Source organism: Shewanella sp. A22, from assembly GCF_053850585.1.
This window is the reverse complement of record NZ_JBSQBN010000048.1, coordinates 1-15,845: the sequence shown is the minus strand read 5'-3', so window position 1 is coordinate 15,845 and position 15,845 is coordinate 1. Positions and strand designations below refer to the sequence as shown.

Annotated in this window: 17 protein-coding genes; 11 read left to right on the top strand and 6 right to left on the bottom strand. The window is 41.0% G+C overall.

All coding sequences use genetic code 11. From position 1 onward, the window contains the following. Positions 1-47: 47 nt before the first annotated feature. The 6 genes from ACWXWT_RS10545 to suhB all read right to left on the bottom strand — a co-directional run bounded on the left by ACWXWT_RS10545 (position 48) and on the right by suhB (position 6,486). On the bottom strand, positions 48-1,508 hold the full coding sequence (locus ACWXWT_RS10545) for a carbon starvation CstA family protein (RefSeq protein WP_456041546.1): 1,461 nt from the start codon (positions 1,506-1,508) through the stop codon (positions 48-50). A gap of 168 nt (positions 1,509-1,676) precedes the next feature. Further along, complete coding sequence (gene btsR, locus ACWXWT_RS10540) at positions 1,677-2,387, bottom strand: two-component system response regulator BtsR (RefSeq protein WP_456041545.1); 711 nt, start codon at positions 2,385-2,387, stop codon at positions 1,677-1,679. Further along, entirely contained in the window at positions 2,384-4,060 is a 1,677-nt protein-coding gene (locus ACWXWT_RS10535) for a LytS/YhcK type 5TM receptor domain-containing protein (RefSeq protein ID WP_456041544.1), read from the bottom strand. The genes btsR and ACWXWT_RS10535 overlap by 4 nt, the downstream gene beginning before the upstream one ends. A 498-nt stretch (positions 4,061-4,558) precedes the next feature. Next, on the bottom strand, positions 4,559-4,861 hold the full coding sequence (locus ACWXWT_RS10530) for a PilZ domain-containing protein (RefSeq protein WP_456041543.1): 303 nt from the start codon (positions 4,859-4,861) through the stop codon (positions 4,559-4,561). Between the two features lie 138 nt (positions 4,862-4,999). Continuing rightward, the gene (locus ACWXWT_RS10525; RefSeq protein WP_456041542.1) at positions 5,000-5,404 is read right to left on the bottom strand and encodes a phosphate-starvation-inducible protein PsiE; all 405 of its coding nucleotides are present in this window, start codon (positions 5,402-5,404) and stop codon (positions 5,000-5,002) included. Between the two features lie 278 nt (positions 5,405-5,682). Then, positions 5,683-6,486, bottom strand: a complete 804-nt coding sequence (suhB, locus tag ACWXWT_RS10520) for an inositol-1-monophosphatase (RefSeq protein WP_456041541.1) — start codon at positions 6,484-6,486, stop codon at positions 5,683-5,685. A 150-nt stretch (positions 6,487-6,636) separates the two neighbouring features. Between suhB and trmJ the strand changes: the two genes are divergently transcribed. The 11 genes from trmJ (at position 6,637) to ndk (ending at position 15,476) form a co-directional block, all read left to right on the top strand. Beyond that, complete coding sequence (trmJ, locus tag ACWXWT_RS10515) at positions 6,637-7,359, top strand: tRNA (cytosine(32)/uridine(32)-2'-O)-methyltransferase TrmJ (RefSeq protein ID WP_456041540.1); 723 nt, start codon at positions 6,637-6,639, stop codon at positions 7,357-7,359. Between the two features lie 17 nt (positions 7,360-7,376). Beyond that, positions 7,377-8,198 (top strand): serine O-acetyltransferase, encoded by an 822-nt coding sequence (gene cysE / locus ACWXWT_RS10510; protein WP_456041539.1) that lies wholly within the window; start codon positions 7,377-7,379, stop codon positions 8,196-8,198. A 230-nt stretch (positions 8,199-8,428) separates the two neighbouring features. After that, positions 8,429-8,890 carry a Fe-S cluster assembly transcriptional regulator IscR gene (gene iscR, locus ACWXWT_RS10505; protein ID WP_456041559.1) on the top strand — a complete coding sequence of 154 codons (462 nt, stop codon included), beginning with the start codon at positions 8,429-8,431 and terminating at the stop codon, positions 8,888-8,890. An 81-nt stretch (positions 8,891-8,971) separates the two neighbouring features. Next, positions 8,972-10,186 carry an IscS subfamily cysteine desulfurase gene (locus tag ACWXWT_RS10500; RefSeq protein ID WP_456041538.1) on the top strand — a complete coding sequence of 405 codons (1,215 nt, stop codon included), beginning with the start codon at positions 8,972-8,974 and terminating at the stop codon, positions 10,184-10,186. 71 nt (positions 10,187-10,257) lie between these two features. Next, positions 10,258-10,641 carry a Fe-S cluster assembly scaffold IscU gene (gene iscU / locus ACWXWT_RS10495; RefSeq protein ID WP_456041537.1) on the top strand — a complete coding sequence of 128 codons (384 nt, stop codon included), beginning with the start codon at positions 10,258-10,260 and terminating at the stop codon, positions 10,639-10,641. Between the two features lie 14 nt (positions 10,642-10,655). After that, positions 10,656-10,979 carry an iron-sulfur cluster assembly protein IscA gene (iscA, locus tag ACWXWT_RS10490; RefSeq protein ID WP_456041536.1) on the top strand — a complete coding sequence of 108 codons (324 nt, stop codon included), beginning with the start codon at positions 10,656-10,658 and terminating at the stop codon, positions 10,977-10,979. A gap of 56 nt (positions 10,980-11,035) precedes the next feature. Further along, a complete protein-coding gene (hscB, locus tag ACWXWT_RS10485; RefSeq protein ID WP_456041535.1) occupies positions 11,036-11,560 on the top strand; it encodes a co-chaperone HscB in 525 nt (174 codons plus the stop codon). Positions 11,561-11,625: 65 nt separating this feature from the next. Further along, the gene (gene hscA / locus ACWXWT_RS10480) at positions 11,626-13,485 is read left to right on the top strand and encodes a Fe-S protein assembly chaperone HscA (protein ID WP_456041534.1); all 1,860 of its coding nucleotides are present in this window, start codon (positions 11,626-11,628) and stop codon (positions 13,483-13,485) included. An 8-nt stretch (positions 13,486-13,493) separates the two neighbouring features. Further along, a complete protein-coding gene (gene fdx, locus ACWXWT_RS10475) occupies positions 13,494-13,829 on the top strand; it encodes an ISC system 2Fe-2S type ferredoxin (RefSeq protein ID WP_456041533.1) in 336 nt (111 codons plus the stop codon). Positions 13,830-13,971: 142 nt separating this feature from the next. Beyond that, positions 13,972-14,868 (top strand): 30S ribosomal protein S6--L-glutamate ligase, encoded by an 897-nt coding sequence (gene rimK / locus ACWXWT_RS10470; protein WP_456041532.1) that lies wholly within the window; start codon positions 13,972-13,974, stop codon positions 14,866-14,868. 176 nt (positions 14,869-15,044) lie between these two features. Next, positions 15,045-15,476: a nucleoside-diphosphate kinase gene (ndk, locus tag ACWXWT_RS10465; protein WP_456041531.1), complete on the top strand. Its 432-nt coding sequence runs from the start codon at positions 15,045-15,047 to the stop codon at positions 15,474-15,476. Positions 15,477-15,845: the final 369 nt, after the last annotated feature.

The window sequence follows — 15,845 nt, the reverse complement described above, 5'->3', positions numbered from 1 at the left end:
CACAAAATCGGCAGCCAACGCTGCCGATTTTTCTTTAACATAAATGATTAAAGTTCGTTGGCTAATTCAACTTTGTCTTCATCATCAGTATCAATGTCACCTTTACCTTTGGTTTTGATGATAATCATTGCTGCAATAATTATGGTAGTGGTCAATCCGGCAAGGGTAGACACGACCATTGGTAAGCCTGCACCTAAAGTTGATGAGTTCAACATAAAGCTAATTACAACACAGGTCATAAACATTGCCGGCACAGTACAAATCCAATGGAATTTATTATGGCGAAGTAAGTAAGCGGCTGCTGTCCATAACATTAATACAGCAGTGGTTTGGTTGGCTACGCCAAAGTAACGCCAGATAATGCCAAAATCAACTTGGGTCAATACGGCACCGATTGCAAACAAGGGCAGTGCTAACATCAAACGTTTTGGTAACTCGATTTGTTTAATGTTAAAAAACTCTGCTAAGATCAAGCGTGCTGAACGAAATGCGGTATCGCCAGATGTGATAGGTAAGACAATGACCCCCAATATAGCTAAAAAGCCACCGAATACGCCTAATAGTCCATTAGATGCTTCATAAACAACATTGGCAGGGTTGCCAGCCATTCCTGCATTTAATCCTTCTACACCACCAAAAAATGATAATGCGATAGCACACCAAATCAGTGCAATAATACCTTCACCAATCATTGCACCAAAAAAGACAAAGCGGCCATTTGATTCATTTTCAACACAACGAGCCATCAATGGTGATTGTGTTGCATGGAAACCCGAAATGGCACCACAAGCAATTGTAATAAACAAGGCTGGCCATAATGGCATGTCATTTGGGTTTAAGTTACTAAAGAAGTCACCCATTACAAAACCAGGCAACATGGTATGTTCGTTTGACAATGCCAATGCGATAATCAGGCCGAGTGACATAAATACGAGTAATGCGCCAAAGAAGGGATATAAACGACCAATAATTTTATCAATTGGAACGATGGTGGCGATTAAATAATAAACAAAAATAATGCCAACAAAGATGGTGACATCGAAACCTGTGAGTTTACTTAGTAAGCCCGCAGGTGCGGAAATAAATACCACGCCAACCAACAAAAGTAAGATAATGGCAAACAAGTTCATAAAGTGCTTAGCGTTTTTGCCTAAATATTTCCCTGCTAAATTAGGCACTGATTGACCGTTATTGCGTACCGATAACATGCCTGAGAAGTAATCATGAACGGCCCCCGCAAAAATACAACCTATGACAATCCATAACATGGCTGCTGGGCCATATAGAGCACCCAAAATAGGACCGAAAATTGGTCCGACTCCAGCAATGTTGAGTAACTGAATTAAATATACTTTTCCTTTAGACATCGGCACAAAGTCGACACCATCAGTTTGTGTGAAAGCGGGTGTTTGTCTTTGGGTATTAATGCCGAATACTTTTTCGACAAAGGCCCCATAAATAAAGTAACCGCCGATGAGTAAACCAACACAGAGTAGAAACCAAGTCATTTTTTATCTCCCCATTTTTTAGTATTACTACTTTAAAGCATCGAAGTCGTAAATTTGGGGCTAATCTTGTGACAGGTTAAAAGTGTTAGGTAAGCGGTAAATAGTTAATGTGAGCGGTTTTCTTACCGTATAAATGTGGCCGATATCACACGAGTTTTTGAGCGTGTTTTATTGAAATCCAAGTAACAGTTTTAATTCTTTCAGATATCGACGTGACACAGGCACCTTAGCACCACTGTGGGTTGTAACTTCGGCCCCTGTGTCTGTGATTTCAATTTCAGAAATGGCATTGGTTGCCAGTAGATATTGTTTATGACAACGAAATAAAGTGGTTTTTTGCTCTAACACCCTCAGTGTTAATTGAGTATGGTTGACTCCTTTATTTGAATATACATGAATGCCTCCAACATCACTGACAATAAATTCAACATCTGTAGTTGCCACGACTTTGAGTTTGTTGCCGCAGTAACAAGGTAAGTGAGCTAATTGAGTCGGCAAGATTTGCGTCATTGGTTGTGGGTCCATATTGACACGTACTCTTTCGAGGGTTTTGTTAAAACGCTTTTCGTCTATGGGCTTAAGTAAGTAATCGAATGCATTGTTATCAAATGCTTTTACTGCATACTCGTCAAAAGCGGTAACAAATACGGCTCTTGGCATTTGATCGGGGTTGAGCATGGCAATCAGTTCCATACCATTGATTCGTGGCATTTGAATATCAACAAATATAAGATCTGGTTTTAAATGATTAATTTGTTGCAAGCCGTCAATGGCATTACTGCATTGTCCTAGTAAAGTGATGTCAGATTGTTTGTCGAGTAAATCGGCTATCTCTTGGCGTGCAAAAGGTTCATCGTCAATAATTAAGCATGAAATCATGATGCTTTTCCCTCTAACGGTAGGCGTACGCGTATACTCGTAAATTCATCCGCTTGGCTTTCTATTTCAATACCGTATTGCTCTCCAAATAAATTTTGTACTCGTTTATGCACTAAGTTCATTCCTAAGCCTTCGGTGTTTTTTGACGGTTGATATAATCCGGCGTTGTCTGTCACGCTAAGTAATAAATCATCACCCTCGGTTGTTGCTCTAACATCAATCACGCCGGCTTCAAGCATATGTGACGTGCCATGTTTTACGGCATTTTCAATCAATGGTTGTAATGTGAATGCGGGCATTCTGTGATGATGGTAAATTTGTGGAATATTAATGTTCACCTGTAATTTGTCGATAAAGCGAGCGCGTTCGATAGCGAGGTATGCGTCAATATGCTCTAATTCGTCGGCTAGGGTCACAAGCCCTGTGGTGCGAGTGAGGTTTATTCGTAAAAATTGGGATAATTGCTGTAATAGCTTTTTAGACATTTGCGGATCACGGCTTATTATTGCACTGATAGTATTGAGCGCGTTAAACAAAAAATGTGGGTTCACTTGAGCTTGTAATAATTTGATTTCGGCCTGCATGAGTAAACTTTTTTGTTGTTCAAATCGACCAAATAAAATTTGGTTAGACAATAGCCTTGCAATCCCTTCACCCAAAGTGCGATTAATGTTTAAAAACAACTTATTTTTGGGCTCGTATAGCTTAATTGTACCTACCACGCCATCGTTACTGCGCAGTGGAATAACGAGGCTTGAACCTAAATTACAGTTTTTGGAAATTGAGCAAGCATAAGTGGTGTCTACGCCGTCGGCGAACATCACTGTATTCTGCGCAATAGCATCTAAGGTGATTTGAGATGAAATAGGTGTATCTGGGAGATGATGATCTGCTCCAATACCAATAAAAGCGAGTAGTTTATGTCTATCTGTTATTGCTACGGCACCAACTTGGGTTTCTTCTATGACAATTTGGGCAACTTGCTTACTCGACTCGAAATCGAACCCTTTAGACAGTAACCCTACGCTCCTCTCTGCGATTTTTAATGCTTTGGTTGAGAAGCTAGATGACAATTTATCAAACATGGCTTTTTGATCGCGCACAATACTCATAAACATAGCCGCTCCTAATGAATTAATTAGAAGCATGGGGGGGGCGATGACATAAACCAAAGCCCAAGCTTGATCAAACGGTTTTGCCATCAATAAAATGAGGCTCATTTGCAGTAACTCGGCGGAGAAAGTGATAACAAATACGCGCGATGGCTGATATACAGATTCTGATCTGCCAACTTTTTTAAGGTAATGACTTACTAAGCCTGCAGATAAACCTTCGAGAGTGGTTGATATTGCACAGGCAACGTCGGTAAATCCACCCATTGAGTAGCGGTGTATCCCACCAGTTAATCCAACAAGAAAACCGGTCACAGGGCCGCCTAACAATCCCCCTAACACGGCGCCCATAGCGCGAGTATTCGCTATTGCACCTGTAGTTTGCTCACCGAAATAGGTTGCCATGATGCAAAAACTAGAAAAAAAGATATAAATGAATATTTTATGGGGTAAACGTTTGGAACTCTCTGCAAATAACTTAAATAATGGGGTTTTACTGACTAAATAGACAATAACTAAATACACGCACATTTGTTGAGTAAGCAATAGTATTAGTGACATGAGGTCTCACAATGTCTGCGCTATAAGGCTAAAAATTAACGTATAACAAGGTCATCGAAGTAGACTTTGCTAGCTAATTTAGAGTAACTGAATGATATTATGCGAAATGACGTAGCGGTAACGTGACGACTTACTCAATATCGCTATTTCAGTGTGTCATAAGGCTTATCAATGAATTTGCGCGGTATGGTAATTTTATTGGCTTTGGTTAGCTAACCTACTTGAGAAATGCTGGTGGGGTTAATGCAAACGTGAAACTAACATTTGTTAAGTGATTAAGAGCGCTATATCACAATGGGTTAATTTTATTTGGATTCTTAACTAATATTGAGTCACTAACCTTTTCGGTTATGTTAACAACCATCAATGACCGTAGCTCAACAAAACGTGTAACCGTACCCAAAAACTTTACGGATGGTTCCGTAAAGTTGAATACTATTTATTTCAGAAGCTTGGTCCTGTCGGGGAACAAGTTGCAGGCTTATGCGGTATAAATGCTCAAATAAGCTGTAATGCAATAAGGTAATTATTGGGTGAATCTTCAGTGCAGCGGCACACTTGACCTTTAATAATATTTTGCTTATCGGTATTCTCATTAAAGGTTAAGGCAATCAAATCACCCATTTTAAAAGGGGCTTTAAAGTTAAACAATACGCCTTTACTTGCTAAGTCGATGCAGGTTGCATGCTCTTTACATGATAGACCTTGTGCGTTAATCCAATCTAAGCGTATTTGTTCAGCTTCCATGTCTACACGAAAAGAACCGCGCTTTTCTTCAAATTTTTTTGGCTCTTGAACCATTTTATTTCTCCTTGAAATGGCTAATTTGGCAGTATAATTAACCCTAATTACTAGCATACCTGCTCAGTAAAGCAATACTCAAGTATGACAATACATCTCATTTAGTCACATTAGCCCATCTTGTGTCATATATAATCATTAATTATCGTAGTCTTGGCTTTTGGGATAAGGCATTTTCAATTGGCCCCAACGGATCACAATAACGGTGCTTGCTAGGAGTATTGTAGAAAGTGAAATGGCTAAAATACGCCAATCATCCATACCCTTCATGTCTAAAATTAAGTATCGAGCTAAGGCCACAATTGCAATATACAGTGGCATTCGGATAGGTAGTTTACCAGACTCTATATAGTTAACGACCATTGCTAATACTTCAAGGTAGATAAACAGTAAGAGTAAATCGGCCAGTTCTACAGTGCGAATAACAATGATATGAAAAATTTCTTCACCAATAGCAAATAATGTTGCCAGTGCGATAATAAACAGTACCAAGTGTTCAATACTTTTTAAGGATTTTAGGCTCAAATCTCGCAGTCGTCGCATAGTCATCTTCATCATTCAAATAAAAAACTATTATTCACGACTTTTGGATATTTTCCCAGAACTGTCGTTCTATTTTGTAAGATATATCATGGCTTATTAATAGAATTGGGATGACGGTCTGAGGTGATAATGAAATATCAGCCAGTTAATCAGGGGGATAAAAACCAAGAAGTAAGGACAGCTAACTCATGTGACAGAAATAAAATAACCGCTAAAACGATATTTTAGCGGTTATTATCAACGGTTAACATTTAGCATATTGTAATAAAGACAAACGATTAACGTTTTAAGCCTTCATTAAGTAATGGGCGCATTGTTTTAACTAATTGAGTAGTAACTTTTGGGCTACCTGCCACAATATTACCAGAAGTCATATAGTTATGAGCCCCCATGAAATCTGTAACCGTACCGCCAGCCTCACGACAAATTAAGTCGCCTGCAGCAATGTCCCACGGTTTTAAGCCAATTTCAAAGAAGCCATCTAAACGTCCTGCAGCAACATAAGCTAAATCTAACGCTGCAGAACCACCACGACGGAGATCGGCACATAAAGGAAATACTTCAGCTAAAATAGCCATGTAGGTGTCGGTGTGTTGACGAGCTTTAAACGGAAAACCTGTGCCAATCATGGTGTTACTAAGGTCATTTACATTAGTCACACGCATACGGAAATCGTTAAGCTTAGCGCCTTTGCCACGAACAGCAGAGAATAACTCCTCGCGGACAGGATCATAAATAACGGCAACTTCAATTTTGCCTTTATATTGCACTGCGATTGAAACAGCAAAGTGAGGAATACCACGTACGAAGTTGTTAGTGCCATCCAAAGGATCTACTATCCAAACGTAATCTTTGTTATCACCGCGGTTTTCACCGTCTTCCTCACCTATGATGGTATGGTCTGGGTAAGATTTACGAATTTGATAAGTAATAGTTGCTTCTGCTTCCTTGTCTACACTAGTCACAAAATCATTAATACCTTTACTGCTTACCTCAACACGGTCAAGTTCAGTATAGGCGCGCATAATAGTTTGGCCCGCAGCGCGTGCAGCGCGCGTGGCAATAGTCAGCATCGGATGCATTGCAATCCCCTGGATGTTAAAGAACGAGTAAAATAGCGCCCGCATTATACTTAATTTGACGATTATATCAAATGCAGATTTTCATATAACGTAATAAACAACGACTGTGTTAATATATGGGCAATATTTTTTGTTAAAAGAAAGTCGTACATGCTCAGTAATATTCGTGTTGTTTTAGTTGGAACTTCTCACCCTGGTAATATTGGCTCTACTGCTAGAGCAATGAAAACCATGGGGTTATCTAATTTATATCTTGCAGAGCCAAGAGCTGAACCAGATGGACAATCGATAGCGCTGGCTGCTGGTGCATCTGATATTCTTAAAAACTTGACTCGGGTAGATTCATTAGAAGAGGCAATTGCTGATTGTAGTTTAGTGATAGCCACAAGTGCACGTAGCCGCACACTCGATTGGCCGATGCTTGAACCTCGTGAAGCGGGTCAAAAATTGACTCAAGAAAGCTTAAATGGGCCTGTTGCGATTGTTTTTGGCCGTGAAAATCATGGTTTAAGTAATGAAGAGTTACAAAAGTGCACTTATCATGTCGCGATTCCTGCAAATCCTGAATACAGTTCATTAAACCTTGCACAAGCAGTGCAGATTATCTGTTATGAAACGAGAGTCGCACACTTAGCACAAACGGAGACTCCAGTCGTCGCCGATGAATATCCTTTAACCGTTGATTTAGAAAGGTTTTTTATCCATTTAGAGTCAACTTTGTCTAAGACGGGGTTTGTGATTAAAAACCATCCAGGACAAGTTATGACTAAACTTCGTCGTTTGTATACTCGTGCACGTATTGAAGCGCAAGAGATGAATATTCTTCGTGGTATTTTGACTTCCATTGACAAGAAAATGGATAAACAAGATTAAATAGCAAGGAACACATCATGGCCGTCATCGCTAGGTTAAAAGAAGACATAGAATCGATTTATCATCGTGATCCTGCTGCAAACAGTACTATAGAGATATTGTTTAATTATCCCGGTATGCACGCAATTTGGATCCACCGCATTAGTCATAAACTTTGGCTTGCCAACTGGCGTTTTACTGCTCGCTGTTTGTCGACATTTTCTCGTTGGTTAACAGGGGTGGAAATACATCCTGGAGCAACCATCGGACGACGCTTTTTTATTGATCATGGTATGGGCGTTGTTATTGGTGAAACTGCTGAGATTGGTGATGACTGCACCCTTTACCATAGTGTTACTTTGGGCGGGACGACGTGGCAAGCGGGTAAACGACATCCAACCTTAGGTAATAATGTGGTGATAGGCGCTGGCGCTAAAATATTGGGCCCTATTACGATGCATGATGGTGCACGAGTGGGGTCAAACTCGGTGGTGGTTAAAGATGTGGCAAGTGATCATACTGTGGTGGGAATTCCAGGACGAGTAGTGTCAACGCCAACCAACCAGTCAAAAGAGAAAACTGAACGTCGCACTGAAATGGCGAAAAAATATGGCTTTGATGCATATGCGGTGTCGCCAGATAATCCAGATCCTGTCGCCAATGCGATTGGGCAAATGCTTGACCACATGCATTTAATGGATTCAAAAGTACAAGAATTGTGCAAAGTGATCCAGCAGATGGGCGGTGAAGTGTGTACTGATAAATTGCCCGAATTGAACGTTGATGCATTCGATGATGCCTCCCGAGAAGCTGCTACGAATCGTAAACAAGAGATCGATAAGTTTGACCCGAGTATTTAGAAACGCGAAGCCATTGTAGATTCAAATCAAAAAAATAGCCGATATAGTGATTAATTACTTTATCGGCATTGAATCTTACGAGAGAAAAAGGTTAAATACCCTCTGCGAAAATATAGCCCTTTTGTGATAAGGAATACCATAATACTTGAGTGTTTTAGTAGGATTAATACTTGACTAATTTACTAGGTTATGGTCAAATTACTGCATACTTTTTGGGAGCAGTACAAGTTATGAAACTTACATCAAAAGGTCGCTATGCAGTGACAGCTATGTTGGATGTTGCTATTCACTCAGCTACTGGTCCAGTGCCCTTAGCCGATATTTCTGAAAGACAAGGTATCTCTTTGTCTTATCTTGAACAACTCTTCGCAAAGTTACGTAAAGACGGTCTAGTGTCGAGTGTCCGTGGACCCGGCGGCGGTTACCGTTTAGGCTTGGATGCTGTCGATATCTCAGTAGGCATGGTCGTGCATGCCGTTGATGAATCTGTAGATGCCACTCGTTGTCAAGGACAAGGTAACTGCCAAAGTGGTACTCGTTGCCTAACCCATTCGTTATGGGGTGACCTAAGTAAACAAATTTCTGATTTTTTAGATGGTATTTCGCTTGCAGGTTTAATGCAAAAGCGAGACGTTCAATTTATCTCGCTAAAGCAAGACGAAATACAAAAGGAACATAGAGTGAGTTTATAACTCAACTATGTTGATTTTATATAATTATTATTTGTACGTTGTATGTAGACTCATCTGAGACTGCTAAGTACGGAGTGTGTTATGAAGCTTCCTATCTATTTAGATTATGCCGCAACAACCCCTGTAGATCCGCGTGTCGCAGAAAAAATGATGCAACACATGACAATGGACGGTGTGTTTGGTAATCCAGCATCGCGTTCACATCGTTATGGTTGGCAAGCTGAAGAGGCGGTTGATGTTGCCCGAAATCAAGTTGCCGACTTAATTAATGCTGATCATCGTGAAATCGTCTTTACTTCAGGTGCAACAGAATCAAGTAACCTTGCAATTAAAGGCATTGCCCATTTTTATCATAAAAAGGGCAAGCATATTATTACCTGTAAAACTGAGCACAAGGCAACCTTAGACACGTGCCGTCAGTTAGAACGCGAAGGTTATGAAGTCACTTACCTTGTTCCTGATGCTAATGGCATTATCCCAATGGAGCGTTTAGAAGCCGCAATGCGCGACGATACTATTCTCGTTAGCATTATGCATGTTAACAATGAAATTGGTGTTATTCAGGATATCAATGCAATTGGTGAGTTATGTCGTTCAAAGGGGATATTCTTCCACATGGATGCTGCACAAAGTGCAGGTAAAATACCGCTTGACGTACAAACCACTAAAGTCGATTTGATTTCGATTTCTGGCCATAAAATGTATGGACCAAAAGGTATTGGCGCATTATATGTTCGTCGTAAGCCACGTATTCGTCTTGAAGCACAAATGCACGGTGGTGGACACGAACGTGGTATGCGCAGTGGCACATTGGCAACACATCAGATTGTTGGTTTAGGTGAAGCCGCTGCGATTGCTAAGCAAGACATGGCTGAAGACGGCGCGCGTATAACTCGTTTACGCGACAAATTGTGGAACGGTATTAAGCAAATTGAAGAAACCTATATCAATGGTGATATGGAACAGCGCTATAGCGGTATTTTTAACGTGAGTTTCAATTTTGTTGAAGGTGAATCGTTAATGATGGCCTTAAAAGATTTGGCCGTTTCATCCGGTTCCGCGTGTACTTCAGCAAGTTTAGAGCCAAGCTATGTATTACGAGCTTTAGGTTTAAATGATGAAATGGCACATAGCTCTATTCGCTTTTCTATCGGGCGTTTTACTACCGATGAAGAAATTGACCACGCTATCATAACGATAACAGAATCTATCGATAAGTTGCGTGAAATGTCTCCATTATGGGAGATGTTCAAAGATGGTATCGACTTGAACGAAGTTCAATGGGCACATCATTAATTTAATAACGTTAAATTGAGTGTTTACCATTAATCCTAAACGGATAACGACACAGAATTTGGAGCAGTATCATGGCTTATAGCGAAAAAGTAATCGACCATTATGAAAACCCACGTAACGTAGGTTCATTTGATAAAAATGATCCATCCGTAGTAACCGGTATGGTTGGCGCCCCCGCTTGTGGTGACGTAATGAAGTTGCAACTTAAAATTGGTGCTGACGGCATTATTGAAGATGCAAAATTCAAAACTTATGGTTGTGGTAGTGCAATTGCCTCCAGCTCACTTGTAACTGAGTGGGTTAAAGGTAAAAGCGTAGATGAAGCTGCAACGATTAAAAATGCTGACATTGCAGAAGAACTTGCATTACCACCTGTTAAAATTCATTGTTCCATTTTGGCTGAAGATGCCATTAAAGCAGCAATTGAAGAGTATAAAAGTAAACAAGTTAAGTAATACCTGGAGTTAAGATGGCTATTTCAATGACCACCGCAGCGGCTGATCGCGTTAGATCGTTTCTTGCCAATCGTGGTAAAGGCCTAGGTTTGCGCCTTGGTTTGAGAACATCAGGTTGTTCAGGTATGGCATACGTCATTGAGTTTGTCGACGAGCTCAATGACGATGATGAAGTGTATAATATTGATGGTGTGAATATCATTATCGATGCAAAAAGCTTTATTTATTTGCAAGGAATTGAACTTGATTTCGTAAAAGAAGGCCTTAATGAAGGTTTTCAGTTCAATAACCCTAACGCAAAGGGTGAATGTGGTTGTGGTGAGAGTTTCACCGTTTAATCACTACTCACCTTATTGAGCCGTTTTATAGCAAACAGTAAGCATGATATCTGCCCATGAATTATTTCGATCTGTTTAATGTAGTACCTGCCTTTGATATCGACACCGCCTTACTTGCAGAGCGCTATCGCGAGCTGCAACGGGCGGTCCATCCCGATAAATTCGCTAATGATACCGAACAACAAAAGCTACTATCTGTTCAGCGAACTGCACAAGTTAATGATGGTTATCAAACACTCAAAAATCCCTTGCGCCGCGCTGAACACATATTGAGTTTACGCGGTATTGAATTAAGCCATGAAACCACAACATTGAAAGATGGTGCATTTTTGATGCAACAAATGGAATGGCGTGAAGCGCTTGAAGATATACAGCACAATAGCGATCCGCAGTCATTAATTGATGAACTGTACGATTCATTTGCAGAATTTGAATCCACGTTGACCAAAAAGTTAACATCGTTATTAGCGAGTGAAGACAAAGCGGATGCATTATTAGCGGCAGATCAAATTCGTAAACTGAAGTTTATGGCAAAATTACAAGATGAGTTGGCTCGTATAGAAGACAGCTTGCTTGACTAAATAGACATAAATGTAAACTTTTATGGTTAGCTCGACTAATCGATAACACAACAAGTTGGAACACTATGGCACTGTTGCAAATTGCAGAACCTGGCCAAAGCGCCGCACCACACCAGCACCGTTTGGCTGTGGGTATCGATCTTGGCACCACTAACTCTCTGGTGGCTACAGTCAGAAGTGGACTTGCATCGACTTTAGCTGATGATGACGGCCGCCACTCTCTGCCGTCGATTGTTCATTATGGTGATTCGCAAATCGAAGTCGGTTATGACGCACAAGCAAAATCAGCACTTGATCCGCAAAATACCATTGTTTCGGTTAAACGTTTTATGGGCCGTAGCTTGGCAGATGTACAAACAGGAATACATAAATTACCTTATGCCTTACACGCTAGTGAAAACGGATTGCCTGTTTTTAGTACTCCGATGGGACAAGTTAATCCAGTTCAAGTATCCGCCGAAATTTTAAAACCGTTAATTGCTCGAGCAGAAAAGACTTTAGGTGGTGAGTTACAAGGCATTGTTATTACAGTGCCAGCATACTTCGATGATGCGCAGCGTCAAGGCACCAAAGATGCTGCTGAGTTATTAGGCGTAAAAGTGCTGCGTTTACTAAATGAACCTACAGCAGCAGCGATTGCATATGGATTAGATTCAAAGCAAGAAGGTGTGATTGCCATTTACGATTTAGGCGGTGGAACCTTTGATATTTCTGTTTTACGTTTAAACCGCGGTGTATTTGAAGTGCTGGCAACTGGTGGAGACTCTGCATTAGGCGGTGATGACTTTGACCACCTATTGGTGAGTCATTTACAGCACGAATGGCAAATCACTGAACCGAGTAGTCAGTTAACACGTCAGTTATTAATTGAAGCTCGCAGAGTGAAAGAAGCGCTAACTGACAATGACAGTGTTGAAGCGAGTGTCGTTGTTGATAGTCAATCGCTCACAACGTTAGTTGACAAAGAGTTGTTTAATCAATTGGTTGCCCCGTTGGTCAAAAAGACAATTGGCAGTTGTCGACGGACATTGCGTGATGCTGGCGTGAGTGTCGATGAAGTCATCGAAACGGTTATGGTGGGTGGCTCAACTCGGGTGCCGTTAGTGCGTGAACAAGTCGAAGCTTTCTTTAAAAAGGTGCCACTGACATCAATTGATCCTGATCGTGTTGTTGCTATTGGTGCTGCGATTCAAGCCGATATTCTAGTGGGTAATAAGCCTGAATCAGATTTGTTATTACTTGATGTTATTCCGTTATCGCTTGGCGTTGAAACCATGGGTGGTTTGGTTGAAAAAGTGGTGACTCGCAACACTACAATTCCAGTTGCCCGAGCCCAAGAGTTTACCACTTTTAAAGATGGTCAGACTGCAATGGCATTTCATGTGGTGCAGGGTGAGCGAGAACTTGTCGAAGATTGTCGTTCGTTAGCGCGCTTTACGTTACACGGTATACCCCCCCTTGCTGCGGGTGCTGCGCACATTAGAGTGACCTTTCAGGTTGATGCTGATGGGCTATTAAGTGTGACAGCAATGGAAAAATCTACCGAGGTGAAAACATCAATTCAGGTTAAGCCTTCATTTGGTTTGTCTGATACTGAAATTGCCACCATGCTTAAAGATTCGATGAAACATGCCAAAGATGATATTAGCCGTCGCATGTTAGCTGAGCAAAAAGTGGAAGCTGCACGTGTTATTGAGTCTCTTAATGCCGCATTGGCAAAGGATTCTGATTTACTTGACGAGTCAGAACGTCAACAATTAATGGTCGCTTTAGGTGAACTAGATGCAACGGCCAAAGAAGATAATATTGATGCTATTGAAAAAGCCATTGCTAATCTCGATGCTCAAACTCAAGATTTTGCGTCTAGACGCATGGATAATTCTATTAGAGCGGCGCTAAAAGGGCTGTCGGTCGAAAACATATAGGTGAAATAATGCCACAGTTAGTATTTTTACCCCACCAAGATCTTTGTCCTGACGGCGCAGTGCTTGAGGCAGAAGTTGGTGAAACTATTTTAGACGTTGCACTACGCAATGGTATCCATATTGAGCATGCATGCGAAAAATCGTGTGCTTGTACCACATGCCATGTAGTTGTACGCGAAGGTTTTAATCAGCTTGAAGAAAGCGATGAATTAGAAGACGATATGCTTGATAAAGCATGGGGGCTTGAGCCTGAAAGTCGTTTATCTTGTCAAGCTAAAGTGGTCGATTGTGATATGGTGATTGATATTCCTAAATACACCGTAAATATGGTGAGCGAAGGCTAGCGTCGTTTGTTTGTCCAGTATTTGTTACCACAATGAAGAGTCAATTATAAATATTGGCTCTTTTTTTATCTCGGCTCATTACCGCTATTGATTTTAACAACACTCAGCGTATGATGCGCAAAATTTCTTGTTGGAGCGCTCTGTGCGCATTGCAATACTGTCTCAAGGCCCGCAATTATATTCTACTCGGCGTTTAGTTGACGCAGCCGTCGCACGAGGACATGAAATAAAGGTTATCAACCCATTAAAGTGTTACATGAATATCAATATGACCAAACCGAGCATCCATATGGCGGGTAAAGACTTAGGTCTATTTGATGCGGTGATCCCACGAATTGGCGCATCTGTGACGTTTTATGGTTCAGCTGTATTACGCCAATTTGAAATGATGGGTGTATATGCAGTTAATGGCTCAATTGGGATTGCGCGTTCTCGAGACAAGTTACGTTCAATGCAGCTTTTGTCACGACAAGGCATTGGTTTACCTGTAACTGGTTTTGCTAATAAACCCAGCGATATTCCTGACCTGATTGATATGGTTGGCGGTGCGCCATTAGTGGTTAAGTTGTTAGAAGGTACTCAAGGTATAGGCGTTGTATTAGCTGAAACTCGAAAAGCGGCAGAGAGCGTACTTGAAGCCTTTATGGGACTTAAAGCCAACATTATGGTGCAAGAATATATTGCTGAAGCACAAGGTGCCGATATTCGCTGTTTTGTGCTGGGTGATAAAGTGATTGCTGCGATGAAACGTCAAGCTAAACCCGGTGAATTCCGCTCTAACTTACACCGTGGTGGTAGTGCAACATTGGTTAAGTTAACTCCACAGGAGCGCTCTGTCGCTCTTCGCGCCGCTAAAACAATGGGATTAAACATTGCTGGGGTTGATCTATTGCGCTCCAATCATGGCCCTGTGGTAATGGAAGTAAACTCATCTCCTGGTTTAGAAGGTATTGAAAAGGCGACTCAAAAGGACGTAGCAGACGCCATTATATGCTTCATTGAAAAGTCTATAGGTAATACTGTTACAACGAGGCCTTAGGTAATAAGGTCTATCTTCACTCAAATAATAAAGCATAAATTACGCCATATTAATAAATATGACGCAATTAAATGATGAAATATACTGGCGAGTGCGGATAAGGCTAGGAATATGTGCTCAAATTACGTATAATCCGCGCGAATTTTTTAAACTTGCTCACATTAAGGAAGCTAGTTATGGCGATCGAACGCACATTCTCTATTATCAAGCCAGATGCAGTTGCTAAAAACCACATCGGTGCTATTTACAATCGTTTTGAAACAGCGGGTCTTAAGATCATCGCTTCTAAAATGGTTCACCTTTCTAAAGAACAAGCAGAAGGTTTCTACGCTGAACACAGCGCACGCCCTTTCTTTGGTGCTTTAGTTTCTTTCATGACTTCTGGTCCAGTAATGGTTCAAGTATTAGAAGGCGAAAATGCTGTTCTAGCTAACCGCGAAATCATGGGTGCAACTAATCCTGCAGAAGCAGCTCGTGGCACTTTACGTGCTGACTACGCTGCAAGCATCGATGAAAATGCTGTTCACGGTTCTGATGCCGTTGAATCAGCAGCACGTGAAATTGCTTATTTCTTCAGCGCTGATGAAGTATGCCCTCGCACTCGTTAATGGTCGCTGATTAGTTGATAAAAGGAGCCTCGGCTCCTTTTTTTTGCTTCATTGATACACGATTTTTAATTCCTTTCTTCCTTTCATAGCTATCATTCTTATACCAATCTCATTAAATATCTGGTCAGTTCAGAGTCTCTCAGGTTTTTCAATTCAAGGCACATTGATGTAGAAATGGTTGTTCCCTTTTAAATCGATGTAACACAGAAATGGAATACCTGAGAGACTCCATTCTGGCGGGGTTCAAAGTCCTTTATGCTTCGTTAGATGCTTTCAAAATACGACGGCATGGTCTATTTTTTCCATAAAAAATAAGACATTCCCACCCTCCATGGCGGTCAGATGCTGGAGGTAGAGTAACGCAGGAGC